Annotated in this window: 16 protein-coding genes; 13 read left to right on the plus strand and 3 right to left on the minus strand. The window is 41.9% G+C overall.

Annotation, left to right across the window (positions count from 1 at the left end):
- The first annotated feature begins 126 nt into the window (after window positions 1–126).
- Together DCK90_RS06805 and DCK90_RS06810 are read left to right on the plus strand one after the other, a co-directional pair.
- Window positions 127–597: a hemerythrin domain-containing protein gene (locus DCK90_RS06805; protein WP_108245433.1), complete on the plus strand. Its 471-nt coding sequence runs from the start codon at window positions 127–129 to the stop codon at window positions 595–597.
- 23 nt (window positions 598–620) lie between these two features.
- Window positions 621–1,814: a lycopene cyclase family protein gene (locus DCK90_RS06810; protein WP_234414667.1), complete on the plus strand. Its 1,194-nt coding sequence runs from the start codon at window positions 621–623 to the stop codon at window positions 1,812–1,814.
- Here the strand turns inward: DCK90_RS06810 and DCK90_RS06815 are convergent.
- Window positions 1,811–2,794, minus strand: a complete 984-nt coding sequence (locus DCK90_RS06815) for a polyprenyl synthetase family protein (protein WP_108245435.1) — start codon at window positions 2,792–2,794, stop codon at window positions 1,811–1,813. The two genes, DCK90_RS06810 and DCK90_RS06815, sit on opposite strands and share 4 nt — an antisense overlap.
- A gap of 172 nt (window positions 2,795–2,966) precedes the next feature.
- Here DCK90_RS06815 and DCK90_RS06820 point away from each other — a divergent pair, with 172 nt between their 5' ends.
- The 7 genes from DCK90_RS06820 to DCK90_RS06845 all read left to right on the plus strand — a co-directional run bounded on the left by DCK90_RS06820 (window position 2,967) and on the right by DCK90_RS06845 (window position 10,822).
- Entirely contained in the window at window positions 2,967–3,515 is a 549-nt protein-coding gene (locus tag DCK90_RS06820; protein WP_108245436.1) for an RNA polymerase sigma factor, read from the plus strand.
- A complete protein-coding gene (locus tag DCK90_RS06825) occupies window positions 3,505–3,939 on the plus strand; it encodes a hypothetical protein (RefSeq protein ID WP_108245437.1) in 435 nt (144 codons plus the stop codon). Before DCK90_RS06820 ends, DCK90_RS06825 begins: the two co-directional genes overlap by 11 nt.
- Window positions 3,917–4,066, plus strand: a complete 150-nt coding sequence (locus DCK90_RS16965; protein ID WP_159075784.1) for a hypothetical protein — start codon at window positions 3,917–3,919, stop codon at window positions 4,064–4,066. The genes DCK90_RS06825 and DCK90_RS16965 overlap by 23 nt, the downstream gene beginning before the upstream one ends.
- Window positions 4,067–4,156: 90 nt before the next feature.
- Window positions 4,157–4,762 (plus strand): TetR/AcrR family transcriptional regulator, encoded by a 606-nt coding sequence (locus DCK90_RS06830; protein ID WP_108245438.1) that lies wholly within the window; start codon window positions 4,157–4,159, stop codon window positions 4,760–4,762.
- Window positions 4,763–6,094 (plus strand): TolC family protein, encoded by a 1,332-nt coding sequence (locus DCK90_RS06835; RefSeq protein ID WP_108245439.1) that lies wholly within the window; start codon window positions 4,763–4,765, stop codon window positions 6,092–6,094. It abuts the gene before it with no gap.
- 22 nt (window positions 6,095–6,116) lie between these two features.
- The gene (locus DCK90_RS06840; protein ID WP_108245440.1) at window positions 6,117–7,289 is read left to right on the plus strand and encodes an efflux RND transporter periplasmic adaptor subunit; all 1,173 of its coding nucleotides are present in this window, start codon (window positions 6,117–6,119) and stop codon (window positions 7,287–7,289) included.
- Between the two features lie 20 nt (window positions 7,290–7,309).
- A complete protein-coding gene (locus tag DCK90_RS06845; protein ID WP_108245441.1) occupies window positions 7,310–10,822 on the plus strand; it encodes an efflux RND transporter permease subunit in 3,513 nt (1,170 codons plus the stop codon).
- Window positions 10,823–10,896: 74 nt separating this feature from the next.
- On the opposite strand, the gene DCK90_RS06850 is transcribed toward DCK90_RS06845, so the two are convergent.
- Window positions 10,897–11,247 carry a toxin-antitoxin system YwqK family antitoxin gene (locus tag DCK90_RS06850; protein ID WP_108245442.1) on the minus strand — a complete coding sequence of 117 codons (351 nt, stop codon included), beginning with the start codon at window positions 11,245–11,247 and terminating at the stop codon, window positions 10,897–10,899.
- Window positions 11,248–11,612: 365 nt separating this feature from the next.
- Here DCK90_RS06850 and aspS point away from each other — a divergent pair, with 365 nt between their 5' ends.
- From aspS to DCK90_RS06870, 4 genes are all read left to right on the plus strand, one after another.
- Complete coding sequence (aspS, locus tag DCK90_RS06855) at window positions 11,613–13,361, plus strand: aspartate--tRNA ligase (RefSeq protein WP_108245443.1); 1,749 nt, start codon at window positions 11,613–11,615, stop codon at window positions 13,359–13,361.
- Between the two features lie 64 nt (window positions 13,362–13,425).
- The gene (locus DCK90_RS06860) at window positions 13,426–15,210 is read left to right on the plus strand and encodes a chloride channel protein (protein WP_108245444.1); all 1,785 of its coding nucleotides are present in this window, start codon (window positions 13,426–13,428) and stop codon (window positions 15,208–15,210) included.
- A complete protein-coding gene (locus DCK90_RS06865) occupies window positions 15,207–15,467 on the plus strand; it encodes a hypothetical protein (protein ID WP_108245445.1) in 261 nt (86 codons plus the stop codon). The genes DCK90_RS06860 and DCK90_RS06865 overlap by 4 nt, the downstream gene beginning before the upstream one ends.
- A gap of 83 nt (window positions 15,468–15,550) precedes the next feature.
- Entirely contained in the window at window positions 15,551–15,745 is a 195-nt protein-coding gene (locus tag DCK90_RS06870; protein WP_108245446.1) for a cold-shock protein, read from the plus strand.
- Between the two features lie 53 nt (window positions 15,746–15,798).
- Here DCK90_RS06870 and DCK90_RS06875 read toward each other — a convergent pair whose 3' ends face one another.
- Entirely contained in the window at window positions 15,799–16,248 is a 450-nt protein-coding gene (locus tag DCK90_RS06875; protein WP_108245928.1) for a nucleoside deaminase, read from the minus strand.
- Between the last annotated feature and the right edge of the window lie 25 nt (window positions 16,249–16,273).

The following is a 16,273-nucleotide window of genomic DNA, read 5'->3' on the forward strand; positions in this document are numbered from 1 at the left end:
CCCCAAACCAATAACACCTGTTCAATTCTATCAATAATTTAATCGAATGGAGCAATGATATCCTTGCATCACCTTTAATTTTACTAAAAGGTTAGTTATTAAATAATTACAACAAAATCAAGGTATATGAAAATTTACAAAGCAATTAAAAAGGACCATGACATCCAACGGGATTTATGTGATAAAATAAGCAACACATCGGGTGATACCGAAGAACGAAGGGAACTTTGGAAAAAACTAAAAAAAGAATTGGAAGTGCATGCCGTAGCCGAAGAACGCTATTTCTATTCTCCATTGGTTGATAGCGACGATATGCAAGAAGATGCCAGACACGGAATGGCAGAACATCATGAAATGGATGAGCTTATCGAAGAAATCAACGATACGGACATGAGTTCTCCTCATTGGTTGGCAACCGTAAAAAAATTGATTCACAAAGTAGAGCACCATTTGGAAGATGAGGAAAAAGACTTTTTTGATAAAGCAAAAAAGCTGTATTCTGAAGAGGAAGCTGAATCATTGGCAAAAAGTTATGAAACAACGATGACCGAATACCGTGATTCTTGGCCAGCTTCAATTCCAGGTAAAGATGAATAAAGCCCACCAATAAAAACATTGATATGAAGGGAAGACAAATGTCTTCCCTTTGTTTTGTTTATGTATTTTTACTCATGCCCAAATACGACTACATTATTATCGGAGCTGGAGCTGCAGGTCTATTGTTAGCCGATGCCATGGGCAAGGATGAGTTCTTTGCATCCAAAACCATTTTGGTACTGGACAAGGACAATAAATCCAAAAACGACCGTACTTGGTGCTTTTGGGAACGCGGTAAGGGTCAATTTGATGACCTTATCTTCAAAACTTGGGATACGATTTATGTAGGCGGACAGCAACTTCAAAAATCAACTTCCATTGCTCCATACAATTACAAGATGCTAAGGGGGATTGACTTTTACAACCACTTTTTGCCAAAGGTAAAGGCATATCCGAACATTACCTGGGCACAGGGAGAAGTGCTAAACATTGACGAAAAGGAAAACGAAGTTTTGGTTACGACTTCCTCTCAAAAATATTTGGGACAAACGGTATTTTCTAGCCTTTACGACCCATCTACCTCTTTAAAGCAAGATAAATTTCCTGTTCTTCAACAACATTTTGTAGGATGGCAAATAAAAACCAAACAGTCGGTATTTAACTCGAATCAGGCAACTTTTATGGATTTCTCCGTGCCCCAAAAGGGCAACACACGTTTTATGTATGTGCTTCCACTATCAGATACCGAAGCATTGGTAGAATACACTTTATTCTCCGAGCATCTGTTGGAGAAAAACGAATATGAAGAGGCTATAAAAACCTACATTTCAGAAAACTACGGTGATATAAAATACTCCGTTGAAGAAACGGAATTTGGAAGCATTCCGATGACCTGCTATCCGTTCCATCAACATAATACAAATAGAATTTTTCAAATTGGTATTGCAGGTGGATGGGCCAAGCCAAGTACTGGATATACCTTCTACAATACAAGTAGGCAAGTGCCAAAACTGGTGGAATATTTAAAAACCGGGAAACCATTGACCGAATTCCACCAAAAGAACAGATTCCTGTTTTACGATATGCTGTTGTTGGACATTCTGTACGAGAACAACCACTTGGGTCACGAAATTTTCGAATCCATGTTCAAACGAAGAAAGGCTTCCTTGATCTTAAAGTTTCTCGAGAACGAAACTAATTTGTGGGAAGAGCTGAAAATTGTGACAGCTCCCAAACCCATGCCTTTTATCAAAGCTTTGCTTAAGCGAATATTTTAAATGGTTCGCTCCATCAAACTTTCCCCAAACTTTTTTAGCAAAACTTTGCTTTTCTCCGGTAAGTCGGTTTCCGATAGGGCATCAAATGCCTTTTGCGTAAAACTTTTAATGGCGCTTTTGGTTTCTTCCACTGCACCACTTTCCTTAAAAATGGTCTTAACGGCAGCAACTTTATCCGCAGAATCATCAGGTTTAATGGAATACAGGTGCAACAACCCTTCTTGGTCATCCTTGGAAGCTTTTTCCAAGGATTTTAAGTACAAATAAGTCTTTTTATTCTCCATGATGTCTCCCCCCACCTGCTTGCCAAATGTTTTGGGGTCGCCAAAAGCATCCAAATAATCATCTTGTAACTGAAAGGCAATCCCCAGATTACGACCAAATTCATAAATAGCGTCTGCATCTTTTTGGAGTGCATTGGCTACAATGGCGCCCATCTTCATAGCGGCGGCCACCAAAACTGAAGTCTTGTATTCGATCATTTTGAGGTATTCGGGAACGGTCACATCATCCCTGATTTCAAAATCCACATCATATTGTTGACCCTCACATACCTCAAGAGCCGTTTTACTGAACAATTTGGTGAGTTCAACATAAGTTTCGGTCGGATAACTTTCAAAAAACTGATAGGATAGAATCAACATCGCATCGCCAGATAGAATTCCAGTATTCACATCCCACTTTTCATGTACGGTGGTTTTTCCCCGTCGCAATGGCGCATCGTCCATAATATCATCGTGCACCAAGGAAAAGTTGTGGAACATCTCCACTGCCAATGCGGCGTCCATAGCATACTCTACCTTACCTCCAAAGGCTTCGGCCGTCATCAAAGTGAGTATAGGCCGCATTCTTTTGCCTCCCAGTGCCAAAATATATTTTACGGGCTCGTATAGATTCTTGGGCTCCCCTAGCTGGTTCCTTTTATTGAGGTACGTAACAAACTGGTCCCTATACTGACTAATGATATCGATATCTGACATGGAACCAAAAATACATTCAAATATTCAATTTGTGATGGGCTTATGGTTTTAAAATATGGATACAAAGTATCCAACCTTCCAAAAATTGAATCTTTGAAAAAAATTTTACAAAAACTGCAATGAAATAGTTTTTGTTCGTCTCTATAAGTGAAAAGCAACCTGATTCGACCGAATGGCAGCCAAAACCGATAATCGCAACAACCTGACCGACTTCTTTAACGAGGAGTATGGCTCGCTGCGCTCCTATGTGCAGTCCAAGATCAGGGATACATCGGAAAGGGACGCGGAGGATATTGTGCAGGACGTTGCGCTGCGGATGTTTTCACGGTCGGATGATGCATTGCCAATCACCAATGTGGGCGGCTTTGTGTACAATGCCATTCGAAACAGGATCATAGACATTATGCGGGGTAAGAAAGAAAGGAAGTTGCCTAGTGAGGATATAGACCAACAATGGCGGGAATTTGCAGAGTTCTTTTATGGGGATGCGGACAACCGCTACTCCCAGGAAATGGAACAAGCGCTCAAAAGAGCCGTAGAAAATCTAAAACCCGCGTACAGGGATATCATTATCGCCATCGATTTTGAAGGATACAATTACAAACAGTTAACAGAAAGAACAGGAATACCACAAGGCACCTTAATGTCCAGAAGGCACAGGGCCATGTCGGAACTATCAAAAACATTGGAGAATTTAAAAGAACTTAGTTATGGAACATAAAAAAGAATTCGAGAAAGCCGTAGAAAAGAAGGTGGAGAGAACCGTGAAAAAGGTGGTTAAAGTCATTGCCATGGTCATATTGGGGGTGGTGATATTCCTCCTGGCCAATTATCTGCTGATGCGGCTTTGGAACTGGTTGATGCCAGACCTTTTTGGTGTAGGGACAGTGACTTACTGGCAAGCTTTGGGCATCTTTATTTTAGCTAAACTGTTGTTCGGCTTTGGTGGCGGCGGAGGAAAAAGCAAAGGAGGCTCCAGTCACAAAAAGAAGATTAAATCGTCCAATAAATGTCGGTCTTGGAGAAGGGATTTTAATGAATGGAAGCACTACGACCAATTTTGGAAAGAGGAAGGTGAAGAAGCTTTTAAAACATATGTGAGAAAAATCAAAAACGAAAATCATGATACAACAGAAGAAAACTAACAGCAAGAAGAAATACTTACTCCAGTTCAGTCCCTTTTTTTGGCGATTGGGAAACATTGATGGCGATACCATCGACAAAGATGCACAACTTAGGCCTGTGTTCGCCAATGCAAAAGAGTCCCATTGAAATAAATGATAAATCCTTCGTTAAAAAATTGTAAAACCATGGAAACTTTTTTTGTTTTTAAAGTTTCCATCTTTACATTTGCCCCTGATTATGAGGGAAAAGATTATTCAAAAAGCAGGTGAGATGTTCTTAAATCTTGGGTTTAAGAGTATTACCATGGACGATTTGGCACATGAGATGGGGATATCCAAGAAAACGATTTACTCCCATTTTAAGAACAAAACAGACCTGGTTCAACAGACCGCCATGTCAATGACCGATTTTATTGTATGTGGCATAGATGATATCGTAGCCTTGCAAAAAAATCCTATTGAGGAACTTTATGAAATCAAAAGGTTTGTGATGCTTCATTTAAAAGATGAAAAATCATCACCACTGTATCAATTACAAAAATATTATCCAAAAATCTATACGTCCCTCAAGGAAGTACAATTTGAATGCACCCATCGTTGCGTGGCCAAAAATGTGAAGCGTGGTATGCAAATGGGAATTTACAGGGACAACCTAAACGTGGAATTTGTTTCTCGAATTTATTTTACCGGAATAACCAGTTTAAAGGACAATGGCCTGTTTCCCACGGAAATTTTCAGTAAAGCGGAACTAATGGATTATTATCTGGAATATCATTTAAGGGGCATTGTAACTCCAGAAGGAAGAAAAATACTCAACTCAATCATCAATTCAAATAAAGAATAAATGCAAAGAACGTTAATCAGTCTATTACTAATACTACCATGGTTGGTGTCCGCCCAGGATACCATACCAAGCCTTAGCTTAGATCAGGCCATTGCCTATGCACTGGAGCACAGCTATAGTTCCATAAACGCAGAGCGTGATATTGTGGATGCACAGAAGCAAAAATGGGAGACCATTGCAACCGGACTTCCACAGATCAACGGTGCCGTTAACTATCAAAACCAGTTAAAGCAGCCTGTTTCGCAGATTCCTGCCGAGTTTTTCGGTGGTGAGCCGGGAACTTATGCCGAAGTCGTATTCGGTCAGGCACAATCCATGTCGGCAACAGCGACCTTGAGGCAACAAATATTTGACGGTTCCTACATTGTGGGTGTTCAGGCCACCAAAACTTTTTTGGAATACAGCCAAAACAATAAAGAAAAAACGGAATTGGAAGTCCGAAAATCGGTTGTGGAAGCCTACGGAAATGTGCTTTTGGCTCGAGAAAGTGTTCAAATTTCAGAAAAGAACAAATCCACACTGGAAGAAAACCTCTACGAGACCAAGCGAATCTACGAAAATGGCCTTGGTGATGAGGAAAGCGTAGATCAATTACAGATAACACTCTCAACGGTGGACAATCAGCTGAAAAATGCCCGCCGAATGGAAGAGATTACCCTTCAAATGTTGAACTTGGTACTGGGCCTACCCATTGAGACTCCAACGGTTTTGACCGAAAACCTGGATGACCTTACCCAAAAGGAGATTGATCTTGGATTAATTGATTCCGAATTCAATATTGAGAACAATGTGGACTATAAAATGGCCGCCAACCTCAACGAACAACGGTTTTTGGAACTGAAATTGGCCAAAAGCCGTGCGCTTCCCACATTGAACGCCTTTGTTAACTACGGAGGAAACTCTTTCAGCAATGATTTCAACTTTTTGGACAGCGGCCAACAATGGTTCGGGTCATCCATTTTAGGAGTGGACCTTAACATACCCATCTTCAGTTCTCTCGGCAGAAGCGCAAGTACCCAGCGCGCCAAGATAGCTTTAGAAAAGGCAAAGACACAGTTCACCGAGGCGCAGGCACAGATTCGCCTTCAATTGGAGAGTGCCAAAAGTGATTATATCCTTGCCATAGAGCAGTATGGAACTTCCAAAGAAAACTTGGAACTGGCCGAACGCATTGAAAACAAAAATCAGGTTAAATACGAGGAAGGATTGGCAACCAGTTTTGAGCTGAGACAGGCCCAAACCCAATTGTACACAAGCCAACAAGAATATTTACAGTCCATGGTAGATGTCATCAACAAAAAGACAGCACTGGAAAATATTTTAAACAAATAACAAAAGAGAAAACCATTCCATCATGAGAAAAGCAATATATATAACACTAACTGCAGCGGTTCTAGCTTCCTGTGGAGGCAATAGCTCCAAATCTCTGGACAAAGCCTTGGCCAGTAAGGACATTGAGACAATCCGTTCCAAACATGCTGAGATTTCCAGCCAAAAGAAAGCATTGGAAGCCCAATTAAAATCCTTGGATTCTGCCATTGCGCTGCTCGATAAGTCCGAAAAACTTCCTTTGGTAACCACAATCGAGGTACACCCAGAGAAATTTGACCATTACTTGGAGCTCCAAGGAGATGTTATGACCAAACAAAATGTACTGATCTATCCTGAAATGTCCGGGACCTTGAACCGCGTTTATGTAAAAGAAGGTCAAAAAGTTTCCAAAGGACAATTATTGGCCACTATTGATGATGGTGGACTTTCCAGTCAGTTGGCACAGCTAAAAACACAGGCTGAATTGAGCAAGACCACCTTTGAGCGCCAAAAAAGGCTTTGGGAACAGAACATCGGTTCAGAAATACAGTACCTACAGGCCAAGACCAATTACGAAGCACAACAAAGTGCCGTAAAGCAAATGGAGAGCCAAGTGGGTAAATCGAGCATACGTGCCCCGTTTACCGGTATCATCGACGATGTTATAAAAGATGAAGGGACAGTAGTTAGCCCAGGTCCAGGTTCCGAAGTGTTCCGAATTGTGAACCTGTCCAACATGTACATAAACGTTGAGGTTCCAGAAAGCCATTTGCCCAATGTTACCCCTGGTAAAGACGTTAAAGTGTACTTCCCTGTTCTAGGTGACAGTGTTACAACAACGGTTAGGCAAACAGGAAATTTCATCAACCCCAGCAATAGATCCTTTACAGCAGAAATTCCCGTACCAAGCCTCGATGGAAAGGTGAAACCAAACCTTACGGCAAGGGTGATGATCAATGATTATACCAGTGAGAAGGCTATCCTTATCCCGCAAAGTGTACTGTCAGAAAACGCAGATGGCGAGCAATATGTGTATTTGGTGGATGCCGATTCCATTCAGAATGATCCGGTAGCCAAAAAAGTGGTGATCAAAACAGGGAAAACACAAGGCGATTACGTTGAAGTACTTTCCGGAATAAACGAAGGGGATGCCATTATCGATGAAGGTGCCCGAAGTGTAAAAGAAGGACAAAAAGTCAACATAAAAAATAGCTAGACAGCCAAAGCAAATAAATTATGAGCAAACAAAAGAAAAGTGTAGACAAGGAGTTTCGGCTGTCCTCATGGGCCATCGATAACCAGACCACAATGTATGTGCTGATCCTGGTTATCCTTATCCTTGGTGGCATGGCTTATTTCAGCATGCCCAGGGAAAGCTTCCCTGAGGTAAAAGAGACCAAGATATACATCAGTTCAATCTATCCGGGAAACACCGCAGAGGACATTGAAAAACTCATTACCGACCCACTTGAGGACGAACTCAAGACTGTGAGCAATCTTGTAGAAATCACATCTACCTCTCAAGAGGATTATTCCATGATCATCGTGGAGTTTGATGAGAACATTTCGGTGGAGGCTGCTCTTCAAAAGGTAAAGGACGAAGTTGACTCTAAAACAGCCGGCGAGGATTGGCCCACCTTTAACGGGGCCAAAGTGGAACCCAATGTATTCGATTTGAGCCTTTCAGAAGAAATACCCATACTCAACATCAATATTTCCGGGGACTACCCTATTGAAAGACTCAAAGAGTTTGGCGAATACTTGGAAGACGAAATAGAAGGCCTTCAAGAAATCAAGCAAGTAGATATTCGTGGTGCACAGGAAAAAGAGGTAGAAGTTGCCGTGGACATTTACAAGATGATGGCCGCCAAGGTCAGTTTCAACGATGTCATAAACAGTATCAGCAACGAAAACCTGACTACCTCTGCCGGAAATCTTATTGCCAGTGGGCAACGTAGAACCATTAGGATAGTTGGAGAAATCGATGAGCCCAACGAACTGGAAAATTTTGTGGTGAAATCCGAAAACGGAAACCCGATCTACCTTAAGGATATCGCCAAGGTTACCTTTAAGGAAGAGGAAAAGACCACCTATGCACGGGAGTTTGGACACCCCGTGGTAATGCTCGATGTAAAAAAACGTTCCGGTAAAAACATGGTCGACGCAGTGGACCAGATCAAAGTAATAGTTGACGATGCTATTGAGAATGAATTTCCTCAAGATCTTACGGTAACCATAGCCAACGACCAATCGTCCAAGACCATTGGCCAAGTAGATGACCTGGTAAACAATATCATCTTCGGTATTATCTTGGTGGTAACCGTCCTGATGTTCTTTTTGGGCTTCAAAAATGCATTGTTCGTAGGTTTCGCCATTCCAATGTCCATGTTCATGTCGCTGATGATACTCAACGTTTTGGGCTACACCATGAACACCATGATACTTTTTGGACTTATTATGGGGCTAGGAATGTTGGTGGACAATGGTATTGTGGTCGTGGAAAACATTTATCGTCTTATGGACGAGGAAAAAATGCCACGTATCGAAGCTGCGAAAAAAGGTATTGGTGAGATTGCGTTCCCGATTATCATATCAACACTGACCACAGTTGCAGCCTTTGTGCCTTTGGGGCTTTGGCCGGGCATCATGGGGCAGTTTATGAAGTATTTCCCTATTACCCTGTCGGTGGTTTTGGGTTCATCCCTATTTGTGGCAATCTTTTTTAACTCTGTTCTGGTATCACGATACATGACTACTGAGGACAAGGAGATGCCCCTAAAACAGATTGTGCGCATCACATCCATTATTTCCGTAATCGGCATTCTCATCGTCATCTTCGGTGGAGCGTATAGGTCATTGGGGTCACTGATGGTGCTAACTGCGATTATGTTATGGATTTATCGTTTGTTCCTAAGAAACTGGGCCGGGATATTCCAAAATAGGATCCTTCCCAAATGGGAAAGCTTTTACGAGAGGACACTACGCTATTCCCTTGCTGGAAGAAGGCCCATTTTTATTGCAGTTACCACTTTTGTCCTGCTTATAATCGCCTTTATCGGTTTTGGTGCTTCCGTAGGTAGCCAAAGAACCAAGGTGGAGTTTTTCCCCGATAACAAGCCCAACCAAATTATCGTTTATATCGAATACCCCGAAGGGACCGATATAGAAAAGACGAACAAAATCACCAAGGACATTGAAGAGCGGGTATACGACATCATCAATTCGGACGCTTACATGAACGGTGACTACAACTTTATGACCGAAAGTGCCGTATCCCAAGTAGGGGAAGGTGCCGGTAACCCCCAGACCGATGGTGGTTCCAGTGCAGAAATGCCAAACAGGGGCAAAATCACGGCCACCTTACGGGAATTCAAATACCGTGAAGGTGCGGATAGCCAAGAACTTTTGAGAAAAGTTCAGGAGGCATTGAAAGATGTGTATCCCGGCGTTGCCATTTCGGTTGAAAAAGACGCCGTTGGGCCTCCCGTCGGTTACCCCATCAACATAGAATTGGAAGGAGAGGATTATACCGAATTGATCAATACCGCGGAAAGAATGCGAAATTTTATCAATTCAAGAAACATACCCGGTATTGATGAGCTCAAGATAGATGTAAACAAGTCCAAGCCATCCATGTTGGTACAGGTTGATCGTAAAAAAGCAGGTGAGTTGGGCATTGCAACCGGTCAGATTGGCCAACAGCTCCGTAGTTCCATCTTTGGTTCCAAAGCCGGCATTTACAAAGAAGGTGGTGAAGATTACGACATTTACGTGAGGTTCAACGAAGAGGACCGGTACAACACCAGTGCCCTTTTCAACCAGCGCATCACATTTAGGGACCCATCCAGCGGACAAATCAAGGAAGTTCCAATTTCGGCGGTCACCAAGCAAACGAACAGCACCGGGTTTAGCGCTATAAAGCACCGGGATGTAAAACGGGTGGTAACCGTTTATTCCGCGTTGGCTTCGGGCTATACGGATGCCGGTGCCATTGTGGGCAAAATCCAGGAAGAAATGAACGATTTCGAAAATCTTCCGGATGATATCAAAATAGATTATACAGGTCAGATAGAGGAGCAAAATAAGCAAATGGCCTTTTTGATGGGTGCTTTTTTCACTGGTCTTGGACTTATATTCTTCATTTTGATATTCCAATTCAACTCCATCAGTAAACCGGGCATTATCATGCTTGCAATTTTCTTGAGTTTGATTGGTGTATTCGGAGGTATCGTTGCTACAGGAAGTGCATTTGTTATCATGATGACCATGATGGGAATTATATCCCTGGCAGGTATTGTGGTGAACAATGGTGTGGTACTATTGGATTATACCCAACTGCTAATCGATAGAAAGAAGGTGAAATTAGACCTTGATGAAGATGGGCTTTTGGAGCCTGATGATTTCTTGGAATCCGTTGTAAGAGGAGGAAAATCGAGATTGCGTCCCGTATTGCTAACGGCCATTACCACCATTTTAGGTTTGATTCCATTGGCAACAGGATTCAATATCAACTTCTTTACCCTAATGAGCGAGTTTGACCCTGGTATTTATTTTGGAGGTGACAACGTAATATTTTGGGGACCGTTGGCTTGGACCGTAATCTACGGATTATTGGTGGCAACCTTCCTAACACTGATTGTTGTACCTATTCTATTCACCTTGGTATACAAGCTAAAGCTAAGGATTAGAAAAAGAAAGTTGGCAAGGCAAGAACGCAAACAAGAACAAATTGAAACTGCTACCACATAATGTAGTACAAAAACAATAGAAAAGCCCCGACCAAATGGTCGGGGCTTTTTTGCTTAAACACTGATTTTAAATAATTATTGGTTTACCGTTACGGCATCGCCTTGGCTCCAACTTTTTACTTGCACAATACGGTTATCCGTAAAGTCAACTTCGTTCAATTCATCGTTCCTCCAAAAAAACCATTTCCCGGTTTTTTCTCCATTGTCGTATTGGCCGGTGGCAATTTTTTTACCTTCTACATTGAACATTACCCAATCTCCATGCAACTTTCCGTTCAACATATAACCTGTTTGGGCAATTTCACCATTGTCGTGAAAATAAGTGGCTTTCACCATATCTCCCACTTTTTCAAAGGTAGGCTTGGTATCTTGTGCAGACACACCAACCGCAAACATCACCGCCAAAAATAATACTGCTTTTTTCATATCTAGATGGGATTTAATATTATTAGTATCAATATGATAACGAATCAAAGTTACTTAAATTTTACGTTAATCACACATTTACATAACATTTAGTTTACATTAAATTAACTTAAAATGTTCAATTTACTGTATTTCAATTAGTTAATATTTTTGTAATTCTTCAAAACGACCATTTAATCGAAGAATTTTGCCCTATACCCCAACCACTACAATGGAAAAATCGCTTTCAATGTTAATTTAACGTTAAGCGATATGTTGCTTGAGGTCATTTTTGAAATTTAAAAAAGCAGGTCAAGGAGAAAAAGAGATTATCTACTGTAAAATATCCACATTCCTATTAAATTTGCCCTCTCATAACAAACATAATGTACAGAAGCAATACTTGTGGTGCCCTAAGGGCATCGGACATAGGTTCAGAGGTAATACTAAGTGGATGGGTGCACAAGCTGCGCGACAAAGGTTTTGTAGCGTGGGTAGATATTCGCGACCGTTACGGCATAACCCAATTGGTATTTGATGAAGAACGAACTACCAAAGAACTTTTGGAGCAAGCTCGCGAACTGGGACGTGAAACCGTTATCCAAGCCAAAGGCCAAGTAATAGAAAGGGCTTCCAAAAACCCGAATATCCCAACGGGAGAAATCGAAGTTTTGGTGACCGAACTCACTGTCCTTAATAATTCTTTGCTTCCTCCTTTCACAATTGAGGACGAGACCGATGGCGGTGAGGACATTAGAATGAAGTATCGCTATCTGGACATTAGAAGAAACCCAGTAAAGAACAAACTTATTTTTAGGCACAAGGTGACGATGGAGGTCAGAAAATATCTGTCCGACCAAGGTTTTATCGATATTGAAACACCTTATTTGATAAAATCCACTCCCGAGGGGGCAAGGGACTTTTTAGTGCCCAGCCGCATGAACGAAGGCCAGTTTTATGCCTTGCCCCAATCTCCCCAGACCTTTAAACAATTGTTGATGGTAGGAGGAATGGACAAGTATTTCCAAATTGTGAAATGTTTTAGGGACGAAGACCTTCGTGCAGACCGCCAGCCCGAGTTTACTCAAATTGACTGTGAAATGGCGTTTGTTGAGCAAGAAGATATCCTAAACACTTTTGAAGGTTTGACAAAACATCTTTTAAAGGAAATTAAAGGTGTGGAAGTGGATGAATTTCCACGTATGACCTACGATGATGCCATGCGATTGTATGGAAACGACAAGCCCGACATCCGATTTGGGATGGAATTTGGTGAATTGAACCCTGTGGCGCAGCATAAAGATTTCAATGTTTTCAACACTGCTGAATTAGTGGTTGGCATAGCTGTGCCGGGAGCAGCTTCTTACACTCGAAAAGAAATAGATGGGTTAATTGATTGGGTTAAACGCCCTCAGGTGGGCGCCAAGGGAATGGTATATGTAAAATGTAACGAGGATGGCACCTACAAATCTTCCGTGGATAAGTTTTATGACCAAGAAGATTTGGCCAAATGGGCCGAAACCACCGGTGCAAAAGCGGGTGACCTTATCTGTGTGCTTTCCGGAAATACCAACGAGACCCGCGCACAATTGAGTGCCCTTCGAATGGAATTGGCCACTCGATTGGGACTTAGAAAAGCGGATGAATTCGCTCCCTTATGGGTCGTGGATTTCCCACTGCTGGAATTGGATGAGGAAACCGGAAAATACCATGCCATGCACCATCCTTTCACTTCCCCAAAACCAGGTCAATTGGAATTGTTGGACACAAAACCCGGAGAAGTAAAGGCCAACGCCTATGATTTGGTGCTGAACGGAAACGAAATCGGAGGTGGTTCCATCAGAATCTATGACAAAGAGACCCAAGCGACCATGTTCAAACATTTGGGCTTTACCCCAGAGGAAGCAAAAGCACAGTTTGGCTTTTTGATGGATGCTTTCCAATATGGAGCGCCTCCCCACGGTGGTATCGCTTTTGGTCTGGATAGATTGGTGGCCATTTTGGGCGGACAGGAAACTATTCGAGACTACATCGCTTTCCCAAAAAACAACAGTGGACGCGATGTAATGATAGATGCTCCGGCGAACATCGACGAAGAGCAACTAAAAGAACTCCATTTAAAATTGGACTTGTAATAATAGAAAATCCCGTTTTGTAAGCGGGATTTTTTAATACTTTTAATAGGTATTACGGACCTCCATGCCCTACAGCAACAAAAAACTGCTCACCCGCTTTTTAAAATGGCGATATCGAAATATCTCCAACAGAACCTTTATTCAGTTAATGAGTTTGGTCGTTGGATTTTTGGCAGGACTGGTAGCGGTTACCGTAAAAAACTCCACCTATTTTATTGAATCGCTCTTAAAAAGAGGAATCGTTTTCTCGGAGAACCAACTGTATTTCATCCTTCCGACGATAGGACTTACCTTGGTCTATCTCTATGTCAAATTTGTACACAAAGAACCCTTACAGCACGCCGTTTCCTCCATCATATTCTCACTCTCCAAAAAGAGGGGGCTGCTCAAGCTAAAGGATATTTACACTCCTTTGATCACTGCTCCGCTTACCGTCGGTTTTGGTGGTTCTGTTGGTTTGTTGGGTCCAGCTGTAAAATCCGGGTCCGCAGTAAGTTCCAACTTAAGCAGATTGTTCCATATTGATGCAAAAACGAGAACCCTTTTGGTGGCCTGCGCTTCGGCCGGTGCAATTGCATCTATCTTCCAATCGCCCATTGCAGCCATAATTTTTGCAGTGGAGGTTTTTACCTTGGATTTGACCATGATGTCCATGCTCCCCTTGCTTTTGGCATCGATTTCAGGGGTACTCACCTCCTATTTCTTTTTGGGCAACGAAGTATTGTTCAGCTTTTCGCTATCCGAAGGCTTTAAACTGGAAGACACCTCATTTTACGTTTTGTTGGGAGTAGGTACCGGCTTTGCCTCCATCTATTTTACCAAAATGTACTTTCGGATACTCTCGCTATTCAAAAAATTGAAAAGTCCAAAGTATAAATTATTGGTTGGTGGAATCGCCATCGGCATCATGTTGTACGCCATTCCCCCACTCTATGGTGAAGGTTTCGGATTTATCAACAACCTATTGGACGGTAATCACCTAAAAGCTTTGGGCACCACTCCATTTGATGCGTTCACGGACAATATCTGGGTGGTTATTGCGCTCTTGTTCGGCATTACCATTTTCAAGGCTATTGCCATGACCACCACCATCGGTGCAGGGGGAGCTGGAGGAGTATTTATCCCCACCATGGTTATGGGAAGCGCATTGGGCAATGTGGTTGCGAAGGTCATCAATAATCTGGGATTGGGATTCTCGGTATCGGAAAGTAACTTTACATTGATTGGAATGGCAGGTCTCATTGCCGGGGTAATTCACGCACCTTTGACCGCCATATTCTTGATAGCTGAGATAACCGGAGGGTACCAACTTTTTGTTCCTTTGATGATAACCGCTGCTATTTCATACCTCATCACTAAAAATGCCCTCGATTATACGATTTACACCAAAGAACTGGCCAAAATAGGAGCGCTTTTATCGCACAATAAGGATCAAATGGTGCTCGGGCTGATGGAAATGGATGATGTTATCGAAAAGAATTTCAAGCCTGTTCACCCAAAAATGTCCTTGGGCGAAATGTTGCATCAATCCGTATCCAAATCCAAAAGAAACCTTTTCCCAGTACTGGATGATGAAAAAAAATTAATTGGGATTATCGTCTTGGACGACATCAGGCCCATGATGTTCGACACCGAAATATATGACACCGTTTTTGTTAAAAATTTGATGCATGCACCGCCAGAGGTTATCTTTTACGAGACGGACAACATGAAGCAGGTAATGAAAAAATTTCAGGATAGCGGCGCTTGGAACTTACCCGTCATCAAAAATGGCAAATATGAGGGCTTCATCAGCAAATCAAAAATGTTGACCGCCTATCGCAGAAAATTGATCAATTACTCTCAATGAAGATAAAACTCAAACATATCGTTTTTTTTATTATGCTGGCATCCCTTGGCTCCATATTCTACGGTCTTTCCTTGGAAGAAGGGCATCCACAGGCACCCAAATACATTGGAGGAGGCACAGTTGGTCTATTTTTGGTAGCCATGCCACTTTTCCTATGGAAAGAAAGCAAGGTCAAAAACATGAAAGATTACATGCTTACCAAGGAAAATATTAAGAAAATGCAGGAAAAAGAGCGAAAAAATACTGAAAACAAATAATTTTCATAAGATTTAAACTTCATTTCATCCAATCAGTCATAAAAAAAGTTACATTCGTATTTTAACATTTTATTTATTTTTTAATGACTGGTACAGTAAAATTTTTCAATGATTCCAAAGGTTATGGTTTCATTACAAACGACGACACAGGAAAAGACATCTTTGTTCATGTTACAGCATTGAACGGAGTGGAATTGAACGAAGGCGACAAAGTAGAATACATCGAAGAAGAAGGAAGAAAAGGAGTGGTTGCTGCACGCGTGCAAGTAATCGGATAAAAATATTTTATTTTGATTTGATTTAAAACCTCGGCAAGTCCGGGGTTTTTTCTTTAATTGAGGTTTCTCCGTTGAATAAAGAATCGCTTGAGCATTTCCGAAGCTTCCCTTTCCATTACACCTCCTACGACCTCGGTTTTGGGATGAAGGTGCCCTCCCATGACACTGAACCCGCGCTCCAAATCCGAAGCACCATAAACCACTTTGGAAATTTGGCTCCAATACAATGCTCCTGCGCACATTTGACAAGGCTCCAAGGTCACGTACAACGTACATCCCTGCAAATATTTGCCCCCCAAAAAGTTCGACGCAGCCGTAATCGCTTGCATTTCGGCATGGGCCGTAACGTCCCTTAACCGTTCGGTTAAATTGTGGGCCCTTCCAATAATCCTGTTGTTCACCACTATGACCGCACCTACAGGCACTTCACCATTTTCGAAGGCAATTTCTGCCTCTTGCATGGCTCTTTTCATAAAATAATTGTCATCAAAAGGGTTCTCCACGATTTTTATCTCATTTTTCAACAGA

The sequence above is a fragment of the Muricauda brasiliensis genome (assembly GCF_003057865.1).
GTDB lineage: Bacteria > Bacteroidota > Bacteroidia > Flavobacteriales > Flavobacteriaceae > Flagellimonas > Flagellimonas chongwuensis.

Bases quoted from the DNA above. Each gene is read 5' to 3' on its own strand.
- DCK90_RS06840 (WP_108245440.1), top strand. From the start codon at position 6,117: ATGAGAAAAGCAATATATATAACACTAACTGCAGCGGTTCTAGCTTCC.
- DCK90_RS06835 (WP_108245439.1), top strand. From the start codon at position 4,763: ATGCAAAGAACGTTAATCAGTCTATTACTAATACTACCATGGTTGGTG.
- DCK90_RS06870 (WP_108245446.1), top strand. From the start codon at position 15,551: ATGACTGGTACAGTAAAATTTTTCAATGATTCCAAAGGTTATGGTTTC.
- DCK90_RS06810 (WP_234414667.1), top strand. From the start codon at position 621: ATGAAGGGAAGACAAATGTCTTCCCTTTGTTTTGTTTATGTATTTTTA.
- DCK90_RS16965 (WP_159075784.1), top strand. From the start codon at position 3,917: ATGATACAACAGAAGAAAACTAACAGCAAGAAGAAATACTTACTCCAG.
- DCK90_RS06805 (WP_108245433.1), top strand. From the start codon at position 127: ATGAAAATTTACAAAGCAATTAAAAAGGACCATGACATCCAACGGGAT.
- DCK90_RS06815 (WP_108245435.1), bottom strand. From the start codon at position 2,794: ATGTCAGATATCGATATCATTAGTCAGTATAGGGACCAGTTTGTTACG.
- DCK90_RS06830 (WP_108245438.1), top strand. From the start codon at position 4,157: ATGAGGGAAAAGATTATTCAAAAAGCAGGTGAGATGTTCTTAAATCTT.
- DCK90_RS06865 (WP_108245445.1), top strand. From the start codon at position 15,207: ATGAAGATAAAACTCAAACATATCGTTTTTTTTATTATGCTGGCATCC.
- DCK90_RS06850 (WP_108245442.1), bottom strand. From the start codon at position 11,247: ATGAAAAAAGCAGTATTATTTTTGGCGGTGATGTTTGCGGTTGGTGTG.
- DCK90_RS06860 (WP_108245444.1), top strand. From the start codon at position 13,426: ATGCCCTACAGCAACAAAAAACTGCTCACCCGCTTTTTAAAATGGCGA.
- aspS (WP_108245443.1), top strand. From the start codon at position 11,613: ATGTACAGAAGCAATACTTGTGGTGCCCTAAGGGCATCGGACATAGGT.
- DCK90_RS06825 (WP_108245437.1), top strand. From the start codon at position 3,505: ATGGAACATAAAAAAGAATTCGAGAAAGCCGTAGAAAAGAAGGTGGAG.
- DCK90_RS06820 (WP_108245436.1), top strand. From the start codon at position 2,967: ATGGCAGCCAAAACCGATAATCGCAACAACCTGACCGACTTCTTTAAC.
- DCK90_RS06845 (WP_108245441.1), top strand. From the start codon at position 7,310: ATGAGCAAACAAAAGAAAAGTGTAGACAAGGAGTTTCGGCTGTCCTCA.